At 49.4% G+C, this 20,106-nt stretch carries 11 protein-coding genes; 9 read left to right on the forward strand and 2 right to left on the reverse strand.

What is annotated here, in order from left to right; all coding sequences use genetic code 11:
• The first annotated feature begins 45 nt into the window (after positions 1-45).
• From C3F13_04790 to C3F13_04820, 7 genes are all read left to right on the forward strand, one after another.
• Complete coding sequence (locus tag C3F13_04790; protein ID PWB55040.1) at positions 46-798, forward strand: hypothetical protein; 753 nt, start codon at positions 46-48, stop codon at positions 796-798.
• Between the two features lies 1 nt (position 799).
• On the forward strand, positions 800-2,194 hold the full coding sequence (locus C3F13_04795; protein PWB55041.1) for a hypothetical protein: 1,395 nt from the start codon (positions 800-802) through the stop codon (positions 2,192-2,194).
• Positions 2,195-2,268: 74 nt separating this feature from the next.
• A complete protein-coding gene (locus tag C3F13_04800) occupies positions 2,269-3,159 on the forward strand; it encodes a pterin-binding protein (GenBank protein PWB55042.1) in 891 nt (296 codons plus the stop codon).
• Positions 3,137-3,832 carry a hypothetical protein gene (locus tag C3F13_04805; protein ID PWB55043.1) on the forward strand — a complete coding sequence of 232 codons (696 nt, stop codon included), beginning with the start codon at positions 3,137-3,139 and terminating at the stop codon, positions 3,830-3,832. Before C3F13_04800 ends, C3F13_04805 begins: the two co-directional genes overlap by 23 nt.
• Before the next feature lie 54 nt (positions 3,833-3,886).
• Positions 3,887-4,768 carry a hypothetical protein gene (locus tag C3F13_04810; protein PWB55044.1) on the forward strand — a complete coding sequence of 294 codons (882 nt, stop codon included), beginning with the start codon at positions 3,887-3,889 and terminating at the stop codon, positions 4,766-4,768.
• 3 nt (positions 4,769-4,771) lie between these two features.
• A complete protein-coding gene (locus C3F13_04815) occupies positions 4,772-7,579 on the forward strand; it encodes an aldehyde oxidoreductase (GenBank protein PWB55045.1) in 2,808 nt (935 codons plus the stop codon).
• 586 nt (positions 7,580-8,165) lie between these two features.
• Entirely contained in the window at positions 8,166-9,389 is a 1,224-nt protein-coding gene (locus C3F13_04820) for an MFS transporter (GenBank protein ID PWB55046.1), read from the forward strand.
• Between the two features lie 206 nt (positions 9,390-9,595).
• Here C3F13_04820 and C3F13_04825 read toward each other — a convergent pair whose 3' ends face one another.
• The gene (locus tag C3F13_04825; GenBank protein PWB55047.1) at positions 9,596-10,501 is read right to left on the reverse strand and encodes a phosphoesterase; all 906 of its coding nucleotides are present in this window, start codon (positions 10,499-10,501) and stop codon (positions 9,596-9,598) included.
• A 1,052-nt stretch (positions 10,502-11,553) separates the two neighbouring features.
• Here C3F13_04825 and C3F13_04830 point away from each other — a divergent pair.
• Entirely contained in the window at positions 11,554-14,064 is a 2,511-nt protein-coding gene (locus C3F13_04830) for a hypothetical protein (protein PWB55048.1), read from the forward strand.
• Between the two features lie 167 nt (positions 14,065-14,231).
• Here the strand turns inward: C3F13_04830 and C3F13_04835 are convergent, their stop codons facing one another.
• Positions 14,232-16,916: a hypothetical protein gene (locus C3F13_04835; GenBank protein ID PWB55049.1), complete on the reverse strand. Its 2,685-nt coding sequence runs from the start codon at positions 16,914-16,916 to the stop codon at positions 14,232-14,234.
• A 768-nt stretch (positions 16,917-17,684) separates the two neighbouring features.
• Between C3F13_04835 and C3F13_04840 the strand changes: the two genes are divergently transcribed.
• A complete protein-coding gene (locus tag C3F13_04840) occupies positions 17,685-19,994 on the forward strand; it encodes a hypothetical protein (GenBank protein PWB55050.1) in 2,310 nt (769 codons plus the stop codon).
• Positions 19,995-20,106 lie beyond the last annotated feature (112 nt).

Genomic DNA, 20,106 nt, shown 5'->3' on the forward strand with positions numbered 1-20,106 from the left:
GTTTTATTCATAGGACACTTGAAAAATCGGATTAACTAGAGTAAAATGTCTGATGGCTGCCATCTAACAATATCATACATTAAAACTAGAAGAATGTCAAACGTGAAAGGAGTATGTAACAAAATGATGGACTCTTCTCTTCCAAAAGAGATCGCAGGCAATTTGACGAATGCCCTGATACAGGGAGATAAAGAAGCAGCAGTCAAAGCAACACAACAAGCACTGGATCAGGGAATACAACCCCTGATGCTGGTCCAGGAAGCGATTGTTCCTACTCTGACGGAAGTGGGGAGACGCTTTGAAGAACTGGAAATCTTCCTACCCGAGCTAATGGCTTCAGGTGAGGCTGGCAATGCCTGTACGGCGATGATTGAGAACGCAATCATGCAAAGCGGTAACCAGGTTCAATCAGAAGGTACTGTAGTGATCGGGACTGCGAAAGGCGATATCCATGACATCGGCAAGAACATTGTCATCAGTCTGCTCAAGGCTCACGGCTACAAGGTCATTGACCTTGGTAAAGATGTCCCTGCAGCGCGCTTTATCGATGAAGCAGAGACCAGTCATGCTGACGTAATTGCCACATCAGCCCTGATGAGCATCACGCGGGGTGGCTGTCGAGAGGTGGCAGATCTGCTGAGGGATCGGGGACTCAAGAATAAATACCGGTACATTGTCGGAGGTGGATCGATTACCCAAGACTATTCTGACGAGATCGGCGCCGATGGCTTCTCGGAGACGGGTAGCGGTGCTGTTGATTTGGTGAAAACCTTGATGCAAAACAAGAGAGGAGCCTAGCATGTTCTACAACGACCGTCTGGTAGAAATATATCAACGCTCGCGTAGCGGGCAGTATATGAAAGAAGTGGAATTCGATCTATTATTGGCGCGGCGAACGCAGGAATTGGTCAAGGAATATTCCATAACCTTCGATCCGAACATTGTTTGCCCATCTGACGATGGAATGGCAGACCGCGTGTTCCAGGCAGGGTTGCAATTATTCATAGATATTGGTGCTTATCACCTGGACACCCAGAGGGTGATCAAGTTCAGCCGCGAAGAGATTCTGGAAGCTCTCCGCAAAGCACCCGACACCTTATATCTTGGTGAGGGGCGCGATATGGTCATTGCCCGCCATCGCAACATAGAAGATACAAATCCGCCTCTCAACCTGACCGGCCCTGCTGGGCAGCCGTGCAGTGAAGAGCACTACCTTGAGTTGATGATCAGCTACGCTCAGGAACCCTTTGTGCACGCCATTGAATCTGGGGCGACATTGACCTATAACGGTGTGGACATCATGGCGAATACCCTGTTGGAAGTCAAGGCTGTACAGCGGGATGCCGCCACAGCACGTGAAGCAATCCGCCGGGTCGGAAAGCCTGGAATGCATATTGGTGATGCAGCCACGGGTATGACTGCCATTGGGAAAATGGCAGCCTCCGAGCCAGTCAACCTGCTCCGGCCCTGCGATGGCCGCCTGGTAGCGCAGATGTGCGAGCTTAAGACGAACGATGACCAGCTGATCCGCGTCCCGCACCTGCTCAATTATGGTTCACACATCATCAACCTTATGACTCCTCTGACGGGAGGAATTGGTGGAGGACCCGCCGGAGTGGCTGTGGTCTCTGTCGCAGAGACACTGCTTGGGGTGGTGTGCTATTTCGCCACCTATCACTACCTGAGCATAACCCATATCAAGTGGACCAACAATTCTGACCCGTGGGGCATGTATGTGCTTTCCATGACCGGGCAAGCGATGGCAAGAAATTCACATATTGTTTGGACCAATGATCCCTTCTGTGTCAATGGGGCAGGGACGGTTGAAAACCTCTACGAAGTGGCTGGGCATGCGATCATCGGCTCGGTGTGCGGCTTCCAACAGCATGGTGTGGGAAGCACAGGTGGCAACATTGTCGATCACCATACCGGGCTAGAAGCAGGCTGGCAGGGTGAAGTGGCCATCGCAGCCACTCGTAGCGGGATCACGCGCGAAAAAGCCAATGAGATTGCCCTCCAGCTATTACCGCTCTACAAGGACACCTTCAAGAATCCAAAACTCGGACAACCCTTCCATGAGTTGTATAATACCCAGACCATCACTCCCAACCAGGCATGGCAGGACTGCTACCGGCGGGCCAAGGAGACCCTGACCAGGTTCGGATTGAACTTTATCCAGGGACCTTACGACTAGTCAGATATGCAACGCCCCTGTAGATGCGCGGTTAATTGACTTTGGCAGTTAACATCTTCAAGAAAACGCAATAAATGGTGAACAATATGCAAACACTCTTAAAAAGCAAGACCAGGCAGGTCAAAATATCCACCGATGGACCAGTGACCATCATTGGTGAAAGCATTAATCCCACTCGCCGCAAGAAACTGACTGCTGCATTGCTCTCAGGGGAAATGGATTATATTTATGAGCTGGCAAAAACCCAGCTCGATACAGGTGCAGACGTGCTGGATATCAATGTTGGTGCGCCGGGTGTGGATGAGATTGATGTGCTGCCCCGGGTAGCTGTGGCGGTTGCTGAGCAGTTTGATGTTCCCTTGTGCCTCGATTCTTCTAATCGAGAAGCGCTGGCGGCTGCCCTCAAGGTGGTGCCAGGGAAGCCTCTGGTCAATTCAGTAAATGGCGAGGAAGCCAACCTGAATACCTTGCTGCCGATCATCAAGGAATACGGTGCAGCAGTAATTGGCTTGACAATGGACGAAGATGGCATCCCAACCGACCCCGACGTGCGGAGAAGGATCGCTGGCAAGATCCTGGAACGGGCTGCCAGGCTGGGCATCCCGGTAGAGGACGTGCTAATTGACCCGCTGGTACTGACCGTGGGTGCTGACCAGAATGCAGGCAAGGTAACGCTTAAGACTATCGAGGTAATTCGCAGAGATTTTGGCGTCAACATCAACCTGGGTGCCAGTAATGTGTCTTTTGGCCTTCCCGACCGGCACACGGTCAATCAGGCTTTCCTGGCATTGGGCGCGGGGATGGGCGCCAGTTGTGTTATCACCAACCCCGAGAAATTAACCCCCATCATCCGCGCTTCCGACCTGCTTCTGGGGCGAGATCCATTCGCCGGGCGGTTCATTAAAGACTTTCGCAAGCGGCAGGCATTGGGCTTGGTAGCCGATGGAGCTCCACCTAAATCTTGACCTGGCTTACGACGTGGATGCTGTGCTGCGTGGTCAGGGGGCAGACCCTGCGGTTTTACGCGCCCGTAGACCTGCTTTGGTGGAAATTGCCGAGAGAGCACGGCAGGAAAGCCTTTCTCTGCTGGCTCCAAGGGTAGTCTACCGAGAATATACAGTCGCTGGCGTTCAGCACGAACGGTTGCTGCTGGGAGAAAGCAAGAGATTGGAGAGTAGCCTACTCGCCAGACAGCTGGCACCCGCCACGAAAGTAATCATCCTGTTGGCTACCATTGGTGATGAGCTGGAAGAGTGTGTATCTAAAATCTGGGAAGCCGACATGGTGTACGCTTTAGCGCTGGACGGGGCTGGATCTGGTGCGGTGGAAGCACTGGCGAACGCAGCCTGCCGATATTTTGAAAAGAAAGCCCTCGAAGAAGGACTTCAGGCTTCCATCCCATTCAGCCCGGGGATGGTGAACTGGTCGGTAGCTGAAGGGCAGCCACAGATCTTCGAGCTGTTGGGTGAAGATGGATCGATTGTCAGCCTCACCCCGAGCTTTGTCATGATCCCGCGTAAATCACTAACCATGGTGATGGGGTTGGGTACCAACCTGGATTCATCAGGTCGTACTTGTGATTTCTGTACCATGCGAGCCACCTGCCGTTACCAGGATCACTATCTGTATCAAACCTGATATAGGTGCGTTTTTGTGAGCATCCTGACAAAAGATAACCGCTAATTGAGCCGAATGATGAAGATTCCTTGCGATGAGTACATGCTTGTGAATACGGTCGAGGAAGCGTTGGCACTCCTGGGTGAGAGACGGGGAAATGCGCGCATCATCAGCGGCGGCTCGGACCTGCTGTTGGAGTTGCAGCAGGGAGATTGCTCTCCCATTGGCAGGTTGGTCGACGTTACCGAGATCGATGAGTTGTGTGCGCTGGAGATCAGGAATAGAACCCTGTTTATCGGTGCTGCAGTGACACTGGCACGGCTGGCAAATTCTGAGCTGGTTAAAGCTCACGCCCAGGCATTAAGCGATGCAACGTCATTAATGGCAAATCCGCAAGTGTGCAATGTGGCGACGATCGGGGGAAACGTGGCTCATGCCCTGCCGGCTGCCGATGGGACGATTGCAATGCTGGTCCTGGATGCCCAGGCGAACATTGCGGGCAGGACTGGCCGACGCTTAGTCCCCTTGAGCAGCATGTTCAAAGGGCCGGGTGAATCGACTCTGGATCCATGCGATGATTTGCTGGTTGGATTTCACCTGCCTATACGAGAAAAGATGCAATCTTCGGCATTTGCCAGGCGGGTAAATCCGCAGGGAATTGCTTTGGCAATGCTTAACCTGGCGATCTGGCTTGACCGGGATGGTGAGCGCATACATGCTGTGCGGGTCGCTGTCGGTCCATCGGGTCCTGTCCCGCGGCGCATGCGGTATGTTGAACGCGCCCTTTCTGACCAGGTGTATAAGCCAGGGTTACTGGATAGGGTGGTTGAGGTATTGCTCCAGGAAACCCATTTTCGCAGCAGTCCTCACCGGGCAACAGCCGAGTATCGCAGGCATCTGGCTGGTGTGCTCTTGAAAGAAGCTTTTGTAGAAGCCTGGGAGAGGGCAGGTGAATAACACATGACTGTTTCGCAGTTAAAAACCCTCTCTCTGGTTGTGAATAACAAGCCTTATTCACTGCCGCGTATCCCCGGGGAGACCCTGGCAGAGCTGCTACGCGAGCGCCTTAATTTAACCGGCACCAAAATTGGTTGTAATGAAGCCGAGTGTGGAGCATGTACTGTCCTGGTCAATGGCGAGCCGGTATTATCCTGCGCTTACCCTGCAGCACGGTCCGAAGGGAAAGAGATCCTGACCATCGAAGGTTTGGCAATGCTTGAGGCGGATAAAAGCCGTGAACCCTTGTTGCACCCTTTGCAGCAAGCGTTTGTCAGCTTCGGTGCTGTGCAATGTGGTTTTTGCACTCCTGGTCAGATTATGACTGCCTATGCACTGCTTCTGCGCAATCCGCATCCGACACTCGAAGAGATACGTTCGGCAATGAGTGGTACTTTATGCCGGTGTGGGGGATACCCGGCTATTGAACGGGCAGTGATGGCAGCGGCTGAAGCAGTTAGGATCGGTAGCCGTGTTATTTCTCTACCACCGGATTTATTTGCCGGGGAAAATCGTCAGGTGGGTAGCGTCATTACCCGGCCTGATGCTACCCAAAAGGTGACCGGTGAAGCGATCTATACCGACGACCTATCATTCGACAATATGCTTATTGCGCGGGTCAAGCGGGCGGGGATCCCGCATGCCATCTTGCGCGGTCTGGAGGTACACCAGGCTCGAGCATTGCCAGGCGTGCACAAAGTGCTGACCGCTGAAGACCTGCCGGCTGCCAGGCATCATGGATTGGTGAGTCATGATTGGCCTATCCTGGTAGGGAAGGGTGAGCGCGTCAGGTATGTAGGCGATGCCCTGGCGATCATTGCGGCAGAATCATACGAGATCGCCACCCAGGCGCTCGAGCTGATCAAGATCGATCTCGAGCCTCAACCAGTTGTGGCTGGTGCGCAGGACGCACTCCAACCTTCGTCACCCCGTTTACATGCTTGTGGGAATCTGCTTAAACATATCCAGGTGCATAAGGGGGATGTGCGTAAAGGATTTGACGAGGCTGACAAAGTCTGTGAGCATGTTTTCAGGTTGCCAGCTGCTGAGCACCTGTTCCTGGAGCCAGAATGCAGCCTCGCCCGTCTGAACCCTGAAGGCCAGATGGAGATTTACGTCGGCTCACAGATTCCATATTCTGACCGGGAGCAGGTTGCCAGGGCTTTAGGCTGGCCAGAGGAAAGGGTGCGTGTCATCGGTCAATTTGTTGGAGGAGGTTTTGGCGGTAAAGAAGATATTGCCGGGCAAATCCATGCCGCGCTTTTAGCTCAAGCCACCGGTCACCCCGTCAAGCTGTTATTTGACCGGCATGAGAGTATGCTGGTTCACCCAAAGCGTCATGCTACCCAGATACGCGTGAAAGCGGGGGTAAAAAGTGACGGCTATTTGACTGCAATAGAGACCGAACTATTTGGTGATACGGGTGCATATGCCTCGCTGGGCGAGAAGGTGATGGAACGTGCTACCACACATTCAACCGGACCGTACGAGATCCCGCACATTGGCTCTGACTGCTATGCCATGTATACCAACAACCCACCCGCTGGTGCATTCCGAGGGTTTGGAGTGACCCAATCAACTTTCGCCATTGAGAGCATGATGGATATGCTGGCGAAAGAATTGGATCTGGATCCAATTGCTCTGCGTAAGAAGAACGCGCTGCGCCTGGGAGGCACTACCAGCACTGGTCAGGTATTGCGTGAGAGTGTTGGACTACTGGAGTGCATTGAGCGAGTTGAAAGTCAGATGAAGATACTCGCCGGGGATCAGCCATTTGCTTCCAGACTCGAAGGAGACATGCGGAAAGCATGGGGTTTCGCTGTAGCTTATAAAAATACGGGTTTTGGTGGTGGGGCAGTAGACGCTGCTACTGCAGAAGTGGAGCTGTGCTCTGATGGATTAGTGGAAGCGCGCACCTCTTCTGCTGAGCTGGGCCAGGGGTTATCCACCGTGCTGCAGATCATCACCGCTCAAGAGATGGGTTTGCCTGCCTCGCAAGTCCAGGTGCACTTGATGGATACCGACCTGACTCCAGACGGCGGTGCTACCACCGCTTCCCGCCAGACCTACGTGAGTGGAAATGCTGTACGCTTTGCCGCGAAGCTGCTCAAGCAATCCATCGTGAGTGTGCTTGCTGAGAAGATCGATATTGCCCCGGAAAAGATCCGCTTCACTAAAGGAATGGTTTGGGCTGGAAGCCAGAGTTACTCCTTGGCAGACATCGCAGAAATGATGAAGCTTGAGGGGCGAGGTACCTGCATAAGACATGAATACCAGGCTCCACCGACAATGACTTTGGGTGAAGGTGGGGACACGCACATCGCATACTCCTTTGCCGCACAGGCCGCGGAAGTAGCCGTGGATGTACGCACAGGTGAGGTGGAAGTACTCCAGGTGATCACCGCGAATGATGTGGGCAAGTGTCTCAACCCATTAGGGCTGCAGGGGCAGGCAGAAGGGGGCATCGTCATGGGGCTCGGGGGTGCATTGACGGAGAATTTCATCGTCGAGAATGGCCAGGTCTATACTGACAGACTTGCACGTTATCGCATTCCTACAATGCTGCAAAGCCCAAGAATTATTAGCTTTGTCGTTGAACACCCCACCCAAGAGGGACCTTATGGTGCAAAAGGAGTGGGCGAGATTGCAGGTATACCCACTGCACCAGCGATTACCAATGCGATTTTCAACGCTGTGGGTGTCCGAATAGATCGATTACCAGTCGATCAGGAATACATCTGTAACGAATTAATGAATAGGAACATGAGATAACACCTCGATAATGATTACATACGGTGATCAGGATGTGGGTCACCACACATGTTTTTTACTTGGGTACCCCTTTAAGAACAATTTTACTGAAATAGTATGGATATTTAGGGCGATCATCCACACAATAACCAACCATTATCGGTGTTTCACATGCATTCTTGTGCATCGCGCTGAGGAAGCCATGGGTGCGAATCCCGCCAGATCCCCACAAACCGAGGTAATTTTCTCATAATGTCTGCTAATCACCTGGGCTTACGGTCATATTCCCGCAATTACTCTGCAACTTCTATCTCTATCCCTCTAAACTAATTTTCCTCTTCATGTCGAATATCTGTACCGATGAACCTCCTTGTCATTCATCCCTATAAAATGAGCTCTTCTGGGCATCAGCACATTGCACAAAGTGCCTGTCTGCCTCCGATTATTTTGCCCCATTAAGGTAGCACAGGTCGATCTGAGTGCTGACTTCCCGAGTTATATCCACGATGGTGATTATTGTATATTGATGCATTGTGTGACAAGCGACTTCCCTTTATAATCGCATGGCAACCTATTTTCGAAACTAACCGATTATTTTGGTAATCAGATGACCTTGAAGACACGCATCACGGGTATGTCCCGCGAGCTCAAGCTATTCGCAGCAATTTCCATCCTGATGGGGATTGCCTATAGCATATACGATTCCACATTCAACAATTTCATCAACGATAGTTTCGCACTGACTGGTTTCCAGCGTGCGCTCCTGGAACTACCTCGTGAGCTGCCGGGATTTTTAGTCGTCTTTGTCAGTGCGATGTTATGGTTCCTATGTAGCCGCAGGTTGGGGGCGTTTGCCCTTGTGCTGGGGGTGGTCGGGGCAGTGTTGATTGGTTTCACTTCATCGACATATGCTGCTATGATGCTGTGCTTGTTTATCTATAGCATGGGACAGCACTTGTTCATGCCACTAACCGCTTCCATCGGGATGGAATTAGCCCATGAAGGCCAAACCGGGCGGCGCCTTGGGCAGCTGAATGCCTTGCGTAATTTTGCTACCGTCTTGGGCAGTTTCGTAGTTTTGATGGGATTTCGTTTCCTGGGTTTCCGCTTCGAGCACTCATTTCTCCTGACTGCCGTGGGATTGGGCCTGGCGGCATTGCTCATGTTCTCGATGAAACCAGACACCCCCAAAAAGCCTAAGACCTTTCTCAAGCTCCACAAGGAGTACCGCCTGTATTATTACTTAAACATCATCTCGGGCTCAAGAAAACAGATATTTCTCACCTTTGGCCCGTGGGTGATTGTCAATGTCTTTAAGCAACCCACCCAGACAATTGCCACACTGCTGACCATCGGAGGTGTGATCGGAATCCTGTTTCAGCCTGTGCTGGGTAGGGCCATTGACCGCTTTGGAGAACGGCTTATCTTGCAAATCGAAGCGGTAGTGCTTGTTGTGGTTTGCCTGGGGTATGGATTCTCCTGGTTCTTGTTCCCACAAGGTACAGCTTTTCTGTTCATCTGCGGTTTTTATCTGCTCGATCAGATGTTGATGTCAGTCAACATGGCACGCTCAATGTATATGAAGAAAATCGCTATAAAGGAAGATGATATCCAGCCAGCCTTGACCGCTGGGCTGACCATTGATCATGTCTTCTCGCTAGGGATCGCATTGCTAGGTGGGGTCATCTGGAATATTTTCGGTTTCCAATATGTATTCTTGATCGGTGTAGTGATTGCTGCCCTGGGATACCTGGCAGCCAGCCGTATCCAGACGCGCAGGTTACCTGTTGTGGAAGAGGTTCCTACAGCCCTAACTGACCAGGGGTTGTAACATCTCAACGGCAATTGATCAAGGTTTATTTATTAAATATTGTTTGGGTTTTGGCAACTTCCAACTAGTTCACGAATAAGTAAACCATGGTTTAATTTCGAGCATGGGTTATAAATTTTATCTGGTTATATGTAAATCTACACGCAACCTGACACAGCGGAGATGCAATTCCAAAACAACCATTTGCACCTCAGCAAGGCATAGTTTCACGGAAAGACCTTAAACAAATCACGTAGATCAGTGGCATTAGCAGCATCTCCGAGTAGGGGGGTGACTCCGAAAATTTCTTCAACTGACCGCAGTGTCGAGCTATGCGTATAGTGGATGGAATTCGTGTAGCCGCCACCCTTGGCAAAGGGCGACAGCACGATCATGCCAATGGGGTGCTTCCCGTTTTCTGATTCATCCCAGGTGATAAAGATCACCCCTCCGTCATTGTAGGCTTTTGAGCTCATGATCAGCGGTACCTGCACGGAAAGCCACGCATCACCATTTTTTACTGAATCTCGTGTCTGGCAACCATCCGAATTATGCATGTCATCACACAGATTGGGGGTAATGAAGTTGTATTGCGCGACTGTATTATTCGTCATGTCAGTCTGTAATTCTGAAAATGGCCTAACATGGGCAATGCAGTATTTTGAGTTCGGGTCATTATTTCCGGTCACATCAGTAAAGAAGACCATGGGGTTATGCTTGGGGGCGTACAAACCACTACCCTTCAATGGGCATGTTGATCCGGTAATTCCTTCCTGATAGGATTTCCAGCTGACACCTGCCTTATCAAGATAGGTCACAAGGTGATCCGTGGTTTTCTGCGAGTCTTTGGCAGGTGTGCCGTCCTTTGTGATGCCAAAGGATGTTCCTGCTTCAAGCCATAAGTAATTTGGCTCGCTTGGATGGTTTCCATTTGGATTAAAGTATTGCTGAGCATAGGAAGCTTGTGGCAGGAGTGTACCATTGATGTACGGTGCAGACTGATTATTCAGAATATCCGACCAATTATGGTTTTCCATAACAATAAGAAATACTGTCTTGATCTTTCCATTACCCGCAGCTTGTGTTGAATTTACCGCTTTCGTTGCTGAACTGCCTGCCTGAGCCGAAGGCATCGGGGTTTTTGTTGCTGTCGCTTGTGACGGCGAGGATGGTGTAGCATTGTTTATTGATTGTGTGATTGGTGCCGGTGTGCTTGGATTTACGAGAGCGACTTTTACTGAAGCGGATGGTATATTGCTGGTGACAGTCGCACAGCTGCAGAGTAACAAAATAATAATCCCTGATGTTAACTGTTGATATAATTTTCGATTTAAATTGTGTGTAAACATTTTCTACCTTTTTTTTCTCCCCCAATGCAACAAACGCTCGAATTATATGCTAAATCCGCTGAAAGTTAAAACCAAAAAGGATTAGTGATTACTTAATCTCAGCTCGTCGTCTTAATTGGCAATTATTATTTTCGTGCCGGATTTATTGATAAATAGAGAGCAAGCAATTTACGATAGATGCTTATTAAATATGCGCATTGAATATTGACATATAAGATACAAATAGTTATAATTTTATAATAGTGTTCAAAGGTAAATTACTAAACTACCTGAGAATATTCGTGGTTTTGATAATCTCCCGAGAACACGGTGCAGTGCGGGGAAAGTTTATGCTTCATGAACGAATGATGCATACATAAAAAAGCCGCATATGATTTATAAAAATATTGATAAAAGACCTTTAAATTATTCTCGTGGTTATTCGATGAAGTTGGCCAGGAATTCATTAATATCCGTGGGGCTAATGATCAAAGATGAGGGAAATACATATGTTCACCAAGCGCATACTTCCAATAGTAACGATATTCTTAGTTATAGTATTATTATTTTCTGCCACCCCAGTTTATTCCAAAGGAAAACCAACCCCAAAGCCCACTACCATAGCCACACCTACTCCTACTCCAACTCCAACTCCAACGCCAACTCCAACATCAAATCCTGGTGGATCATGCGCAACAAGCACACCTTCCAGTGGAGCCTACACTGTCACCATCTGTTTCACCGCGCCAAGTTCGGGGAGCGTAGTCACTGGGGCAGTCGGAGTGTCTATCTCTATCAGTGTGACTGGCACGAATCCGGGGATAGCTCGTGTTGCATTCTCGCTAAATAGTGGTAAATTGCTGACAGATTTTCTAAGTCCCTACTCATTCAGCCTGCCGACCATGAAGTGGCAGGATGGTTCGTACACGATTACTGCTGTAGCATTCATGCGCGATGGTTATTCAACAGCAAATCCAGCCTCGATCACGCTCACCTTCAGCAATGGAAATTCTCAGCCCCCAGTTAATCTGGGGACATTTACCCCATCCACAGGCACCACGCCACCCAACGGCTCACCATTTATCGTGGCTGCGGTTGGCGATGGCGCTGACGGGGCGACTGCGAATACGAATGTAACCAATCTCATCGCTTCAATTAATCCCAATCTATTCCTTTACCTTGGGGATGTTTACGAGGATGGCACTCCGGCAGAGTACTACAATTGGTATGGAACTGGAAGCACCAGTTATTCGCGCTTTTTCTCCATCACCAATCCAACGATTGGTAACCACGAATATGTTGGCAGCTCAGCTGCAGGTTATTTCGATTACTGGAACAACGTCCCCAATTATTATAGTTTCGACGCTGGTGGATGGCATTTCATCAGTCTCAACTCGAATTCTTCGCATATCGGAGTGGACAAGACCTCAGTACAATACGCATGGCTGTCTCAAGATCTGGCAGCCAACAGCAACCTGTGTACGATCGTTTACTACCACCATCCTCTATATAATATTGGTCCAGAAGGTTCCACCACAGCCGTCTCGGATATTTGGACATTATTGGCACAGAATGGCGTCTCCATCGTGCTCAATGGGCATGACCATGATTACCAACGCTGGGTGGCATTGGATGGGAACGGGAATCCCAGCACCGCGGGTGTCACAGAGTTCGTGGCTGGGATGGGAGGGCATGGCCTCCAGACCATCACCGGTTCGGATTCCAGGGTTGCATTTTGGGATGACACCAATCCCCAGGGCTTTGGTGTCCTCGAATTGGCACTAAATTCATCAGGAGCGAATTTTGAGTATATCAACACCAGTGGCACGATCCTTGACTCTGGTGTGATCCCATGTAACAAGGCAGGAGAAGATACTCAAGCTCCCAGTGTACCCTCAGGATTAAGCGCAACCGTGGCTAGCGCTACACAGGTCAACCTTTCATGGCAGGCTGCGACTGACAACGTAGGGGTAGCAGGTTATACAATCTACCGTGATAACGCTGTGCTGACAACAGTAACCGGCTCTTCCCTGAGCTATAGCGATTTCACTGCGATGCCATCATCTTCGTATAGCTATTCTATTGATGCTTTCGATGTGGCCGGTAACCGCTCTGCACAATCCTCTCCCGTCAGTGTCACCACGCCAAGCATGCCGTCCAGCCTGACTTTTTCCGTTGGAGCAGACACGTACGTCAACTCGGGTTCACCAACGATGAATTATGGTTCTGCAACAGTATGGCGGGTGGATGGCTCGCCGGACCTGCATGCGTACCTGCGATTTTCTGTCCAGGGTCTGGCAGGTTATGCGATACAGAGTGCCTTCCTCCAGGTTTATTCCAATTCCAGCTCAAGCCTGGGAATCAGTGCATTGTCGGTTGCCGATAGCAGCTGGGTTGAAAATTCGGTGACGTATAATACTGCACCGGCTTTGGGTGCGGTTATCGGTTCATCGAGTACCTTTTCCTCGGGCTCCTGGGTCACAATTGATGTTTCATCTTACGTCACTGGTGAAGGTATTTATAGCTTTGGTATCACCACACCTGGGTCGTCCACGCTTAGCTTTTCAGCCAAAGAATCGGGGGTTAACCCAGCCCAGCTGATTGTTAATCTCGCGGTCCCTGATACGACTCCCCCCAGTGTTCCGACCGGATTGACAGCCAACGCCGCCAGTGCTACGCAAGTTGACCTGGACTGGCAAGCTTCCAGTGATAATATAGGTGTAGCTGGTTATACGATCTACCGTGACAGCACTCCCCTGGCAACGGTTTCGGATTCCAGCTTGAGCTTCCCTGACACTACTGTTGCCGCGTCAACTACCTATAGCTACACGATTGATGCATATGATGCGGCTGGCAACCATTCCGCACAATCGTCTCCAGTTAATGTGACTACGCCTGCCATGCCCACCAGCCTGACCATTAACGTGGGATCTGATACCTATGTCAATTCAAGCTACCCAACTACCAATTATGGTACTGCGACCACCTGGCGCTTGGATGGCTCACCAGATGTACATGCGTATCTACGCTTTACCGTCCAGGGCACCGGAGGGCTTTCGGTTCAGCACGCTTATCTTAACGTGTATGCCAATACCAGCTCCACTGCCGGCATCAGCGCTTTGGCTGTATCAGATAATACCTGGGCTGAAAATACAGTCACCTATAATACCGCGCCTGCCCTGGGTGCAGCGATTGGGACCGCAGGAGCATTTGCTTCGGGTAGTTGGATCACGATCGATGTCACGTCATACATTACCGGCGATGGTACCTATAGTTTTGGGATCACAACACCCGGCTCAACTGCCGTCAGCTTCGCATCTAAAGAATCAGGTGTTAATGCCGCTCAATTAATTATTGAGCTGAAATGAATCTTTCCATGGTTTTTTCCAGATAGATCAATTTGACACAAAAAATTGAAAGTAATTAAATATATAAACACGTGCATCTTGATTTCCATATCAAGATGCACGCGGATTTCTTTGCTAGGATATCACTAGGTCACTGTCGAGGTCACCTCAAAGGTCACCATGCTTTCTCAATGGCATACGACAGTCCCTTGATCGATAACAGAACCGTTGTTGGCATCATACAACTTATAATCTGCTGAATTGGCATGCAAGGTGAACATGATCACTCCAATCGCGTGGCTGGTTCCAGGCGGGAAGGTATCCATATACACAGCTGAGGCTGCTTGAGCGATCGAGGTTTGTGAACCTGTGCGATTATCCTCTGCACCGATCCCAGCAACAAATGTTGTGATTCCTCGAGCGTCATCGCGTGTGCCACTCGGATTGATCGGGTAGAAGCGCTGGTAGTCATGGTCATGACCATTAAGCTGGATATCCACACCTGCAATGTATTCGGCCTGGTTGAGCGGTTTCAAGTTTGGCGAATCGCCGTGCGAAGCTCCGGACGAGTAGGTGGGAACGTGCCAGTAAACCAGCTGGCAGGTAGTGCTGGAATGCGCAGCCAGGTCTGAGGTCAGGAAATCCAGGGTGGGCTGGTTGACACTTCCATTCAGCTGATCAAGTCCAATGATGTGCCAGGTACCCAGGTCATAACTGTAATCGGTAAGCTTCTTCCCTTCGATGTTGTGCATACGGGCATTCGCCCCGAAATAATTCCAATATGCTGCTCCGGTATTGTGTACAGTTCCATCATAGTCTGTATATGAACCAGCAGATTGGATATCGTGGTTGCCGCGTACCTGCATGTAGATACCCTGTGTGACAAATGTTCCAAACGTGGTACCAAAGTAATTTTGATAGTTGGAAACTGTGGGTGAGCTTTCTTGTTCATTATCCCCGCCGGATGCCACCAACATTTGGGTGTTCGGGTGTTGACTCATCAGATTATTGATCAGGTTGACCACGGCCTGCGCACGACTAAGTGAGCCTCCAGAGACAAGATCGCTCACGAAAAACAAGATCGGATCGTTTCCCGGAGGGGGTGTTGAAGTTCGTGTAGGTGTGGGGCCAGGTCCTGGTAGTGTGGCAGTTTGGGTAGGTGTAGGGCTTGGTCCAGGCGGTGTGGATGTTCTGATAGGCGTAGAAGTTGGGCTCGATGGTGTGCCTGTACGGGATGGCGTTGGTGAAAAAATGGGTGTGTTGGTAGGTTGTACTGTAGGTATTGGAGGTGGAGGAACAGTGTTTCCATTATCATGCAGCACATCCAGGTATTGGCCATTGCCTGAAGCAGAGACCCATTCCGACGCAGATTCTACAGAAGTTCCTTCACCCCATTCGTTAAATGTAGTTACCAGCTGCCACGGATCGCCAGATGCGACCATAGATCGAACATTCGCCGTCCATTTGGTCAGATCACGTGCCAGGCGGGCTGCTTCACCCTTCTTCCAGAAACCTGGGCTGATGGCGTAGCTGTATCCCTTTTGTTCGTCAGTTGCCACCGCTGGGCTGTATTGGTGCCAGCTATCTGGCTGGTTGGCGCAGTATCGGTAGCCCGAGAACACCTTTAGAACGATGTAAGCAGGATGTCCGAGCTCGTTATTTGCCTGGACCCATCGGTCAGCCATACCGCAACCATCCGTTGCATCGGCATAAACAAATACGACGAATTTTCCATTCACCCTTAGAAAGCTGGGATTCGATCCATAATGACTCTGGATATACTGCAAATCATTCTGAATCTCAGCCAAGGTCGGATTTCTCAAAGATTCGTTCTCGTAATATATCGACCAGCGGAAATTCGGGTTTGATGAGCCTGGTGTCGCCCCCAGGATGGTTCCCACGCGCTGGTCAGTTCTGGAACCCTGCCCCCACCACGATAAGATAGCAGCGGAGATATTCCCGTAAGTCATGTTGCTGATGTGTTTCTGGATAGTTGAAACCGAGCTGGAATCATAGAAGCCAAGGCTTGGAGTGTAGTTTGTGAATGGATTATAGCCTTGCTGGTTCCATGCTTCAGGGAACCATGGATAATAAAATACCGCCCGGATGGGGAAACCTGGCTGGATATCACCTGATTGGGTGGGCGCCGGGTTTGGTTGGGTTGAGGTCGGATTGGGGGGATTGATGGATGTGGCTGTTGGGACATTCGTCCTGGCTGCCGTTGGAGCTGGGGTTGCGGGTGATGTAGAAGTGGCTCCAGGTGGTGATGTTCGGGTGGCTGTTGATGTGGCGGAGGAAGCAACCTCTACCAGCAATTGAGCAGCATGGGAGTTGTCTTCGCGAGCTGCCAGGTTGATAGCAGTTGAGTCAATCCCTGTAAGGGCTATGCTGATCGCACCATCTGCATTCAATAACGGAGTGACATCTGTGGAGACCCAATTATTGGATGAAAACTTCTTAGAGGTGCCAACCTTATCACCCAGTGCAGGCGCGTTATTATATGTGATCGATTTCTCCTGCCAGGTGGTATTTGAGATCTTATTGACATCAAATCCACTGGAAGAAGAGCTGTTGGCAAATATCTGCAGGGTGACCTTGCTGATAGTGCCACTGATCCCACTAATATTAAAACTCAGGAAGGAACGGACCACTGGAGATCCGTCCACCCGGATGGATGGATTCGTCCCAAAATTTTTGGATGGATCAGATTGATTTACGTAGGAATCGGCGACAGTGGTAAATGTCAGTGTGCTATTGGCCCGGGCTGGGTTTGCGCGAGTGAAAGCAGTCACTCCTGTGCCAGCCAATACCGACACAATAATTAGGCTGATAAAAATCCTTGACACTTTTTGGCGGGTGTGCACATTTTTCATGTGATTTATTCTCCTTTTTCGGGGTGCTGGAATAATTCCTGGGGATTCCGCGACAACGAGAGCGGATTATTTAGCGGTAATGGAATTAGTCCATCTGGAATTGCCACCGTATTCTGGTGCCCCTATTCCCCCCTACCGATTGGTGGTCCATGGTATCCACCGGAGTGGGAACGTTGAATCCTTGTTTCCTTTTTCCAGATCAGGATTCGGTTTGCTGAGAACCCGTCGCCTATTCAGTTATTAAAAGATGCTACCTGTAATGCATTACTCCTTTCTGATTATCCAATAAATATGCTTCTGTTATTCCTGGCCTTTAAATAAAAAACATTTCGTTCATGCCAGGGTGGAGTAAATCTCAATTGATCAAGTTTCTGCTGGATACCGGTAAATAGAAGTTACCTGGATTTTAGTGATGTCGGTGGCTCGCTTAAAGTGATGAATGTCATATATTTTCAAAAAAGTGTAATAATCCCAGCCAGATTCCATCTTTCCATCCTAGAAGATAAGTCTTGGATTAATAAATCGCGAATCTTGGTAAATTGGGGCTTGCATTTAATTCAAATCGTACTATAATCACCCGAATTATCAGAATATCAGATTTGATGAACATATCTGATAACGACTTGTTTAGCTGGTCAGGGGATTTTTAACGAGCCGATAAGCCTCTCGGCAAATATATATATAACTTAATCACGTTTCTTGTTGGGTTAGTTTAGTTTTATATATTCAATCTACTACTAATATCGTTAGCGAAATAGGAGAATTATTATGGAACCCAGAGAGTATTTAAATGGAGCGATTCTTGACACGATGAGTGGCTCACAGAGTAATTTATTATTAGATCTATCGATCATTATTCCAACCCGCAATGAAGCAGGGAACATAGACACGTTATTAAGCAGGCTTAGCAAGTCACTTAATGGTTATGGCGTGGAGGTCATCTTTGTCGATGATTCGTCCGATGACACACCTCAGGTTGTGGAGGCTGCCAGGCAGCAGTATCCTGATCTGAAGGTACGCATGATCCATAGGGAAGAGGAGCAACGAACTGGAGGTTTGGGTGGTGCAGTCGTTCTAGGGATGAAAAATGCACAATCAGAATATGCTTGTGTTATGGATGGGGATCTTCAACATCCACCCGAGATGATCCCGTCCTTATTTTATGCACTTAAAGAAAAACAGGTCGATCTGGTGGTGGCCACTCGTCGTAATCAGCAAAGCCAGGTAAGGGGATTAAATTTTACACGAAACATAATCAGCCGTGGCCTTGACCTGACGGCGCGGGTATTTTTCCCACGCCGGCTACAGGGCGTGAGTGATCCTCTTTCCGGCTTTTTCATGGTGCGTAAGGATTCGCTAAAAATGACCGATCTCCGCCCCAACGGATTCAAGATCCTGCTTGAGATTTTGGTTCGCAATCCAAAACTCAAGAAAGCAGAGGTACCCTTCAGCTTTGGGGAGAGACTTGCCGGTGAAAGCAAGGCCTCGACCAAAGAAGCTATCAATTACTTCAAGCAATTGTGGACGTTGAAATTTGGAACATCTACATTACGCTTTGCTGGGTTTGCCCTGGTGGGCGCCAGTGGTATTTTGGTCAATTCTCTTGTGCTGTATTTGGCAACCTCCAGGTTAAATATTTATTACCTGCTATCGGTAGCAATCGCCACAGTAGCCTCCACACTATGGAATTTTGGGCTGACAGAGACCCTCGTTTATCGAGCTTCTGACCAATCCAAGGGTCGTATACAACGCCTGGCATTGTTCTCGGTGATGAACATCGCGGCTCTGGCATTACGCGGTCCGATCATCTATCTATTGACTTCGATTTTCAGTGTCAACTACCTGGTCTCGAACCTGATTTCACTGGTCCTTCTGACCGTATTAAGATTTTTAACGGCCGACTCGATGATCTGGGGAAATACGAGGCGGGAGACTTTGGGCGAGTTGAAGGCACTCTATTCTTACGATATTCATAATATTATCAGCGTAGTGTCTGAAGGCGAGCTGCCTGAGATGGAACCTTTCCGGGTTTTCCAGACCATTGAAAACCCTACCATCAATGTCCGCATTGGGATTCCACCTGCACCCAGGCATGAAAAGCTTGCTCACAGTAATTACCTGCGCTTCCGTGAGATATTCGGGCACCTGGGTTTCGAGGTTGGTATATGGATGGGAGACCAGGTAAATGTTGTTGCATCTCCGCTGCTGCGCTACTCACCTCATGTACTGTATACCAACGTCGTTGAACCGATCCTACGCTGGACTTTTGTAAAGAAAGGCTTTGCATTGGTTCACGGGGCGACGATTGCTTTTGGTGAACAAGCATTTATGATTACTGCCCGGACAGACACTGGTAAGACGACCACACTGTTGAAAATATTGAGCCATCAACGGCGCAACAGCGATCGGGCAGCATTTTTGTCTGATGACATGATCATTGTCTCTCCGGATGGATCTGCCCTCACATATCCTAAACCCCTGACGATCAGTGCCCATACCCTGGGAGCAATCAATGCTGAAACGTTGAACTTCAGGGAAAAAATGTCCCTCCCACTTCAGAGCCGCATCCATTCACGAAGTGGTCGAAAAGCTGCTTCCTTTATCAGCAAAACGAATCTACCTGCTGCAACAATCAACATGCTGATGCAAATCGTTGTTCCCCCACCGAAGTATTTCGTAGAAAAATTACTTCCAGCGGTGAAGCTCCAGAAAGAGGCCAATTTTGCGGGAATGTTCATCATTGAGCGTAATGGTGAAGGGACTAAAACGATTAATAATAAGGAAGCCCTTGAGATCCTGCTAAGCAATTGCGAGGATGCTTATGGTTTTCCTCCTTACAATGATTTGAAAGAATTCTTATATCACCGCAATGGAGTTGATCTTCGGAAAATAGAGCAGAATATCATCCGCCAATCCTTTGCAGGCCTCGCTGCAACTGTGGTTCAATCAAAGAAACTGGACTGGTGGTGTTTAATCCCATCGTTTATTGATGAAAAGGTGGCAAGCGATTGTGTGTGTGATGGTAACCAGCTTGCTGTACAGCCGATGCAATCGGTAGGCGGACTGGTGGGTCGCTAGTCTCTCAATACAGAATAATGCATGGATTTTCTCATCCCCATCCTGGAAGGTGAATTGACCTGAAAGATGGGGATGAGAAGCTATAAATCACGCTTGAGATCTAACCCAATAT

The organism is Anaerolineales bacterium, assembly GCA_003105035.1.
In the GTDB taxonomy this organism is placed as follows: Bacteria; Chloroflexota; Anaerolineae; order Anaerolineales; family UBA4823; genus FEB-25.

Bases quoted from the DNA above. Each gene is read 5' to 3' on its own strand.
- C3F13_04790 (PWB55040.1), top strand. From the start codon at position 46: ATGTCTGATGGCTGCCATCTAACAATATCATACATTAAAACTAGAAGA.
- C3F13_04795 (PWB55041.1), top strand. From the start codon at position 800: ATGTTCTACAACGACCGTCTGGTAGAAATATATCAACGCTCGCGTAGC.
- C3F13_04800 (PWB55042.1), top strand. From the start codon at position 2,269: ATGGTGAACAATATGCAAACACTCTTAAAAAGCAAGACCAGGCAGGTC.
- C3F13_04805 (PWB55043.1), top strand. From the start codon at position 3,137: ATGGAGCTCCACCTAAATCTTGACCTGGCTTACGACGTGGATGCTGTG.
- C3F13_04810 (PWB55044.1), top strand. From the start codon at position 3,887: ATGATGAAGATTCCTTGCGATGAGTACATGCTTGTGAATACGGTCGAG.
- C3F13_04815 (PWB55045.1), top strand. From the start codon at position 4,772: ATGACTGTTTCGCAGTTAAAAACCCTCTCTCTGGTTGTGAATAACAAG.
- C3F13_04820 (PWB55046.1), top strand. From the start codon at position 8,166: ATGACCTTGAAGACACGCATCACGGGTATGTCCCGCGAGCTCAAGCTA.
- C3F13_04825 (PWB55047.1), bottom strand. From the start codon at position 10,501: ATGCCTTCGGCTCAGGCAGGCAGTTCAGCAACGAAAGCGGTAAATTCA.
- C3F13_04835 (PWB55049.1), bottom strand. From the start codon at position 16,916: ATGAAAAATGTGCACACCCGCCAAAAAGTGTCAAGGATTTTTATCAGC.
- C3F13_04840 (PWB55050.1), top strand. From the start codon at position 17,685: ATGGAACCCAGAGAGTATTTAAATGGAGCGATTCTTGACACGATGAGT.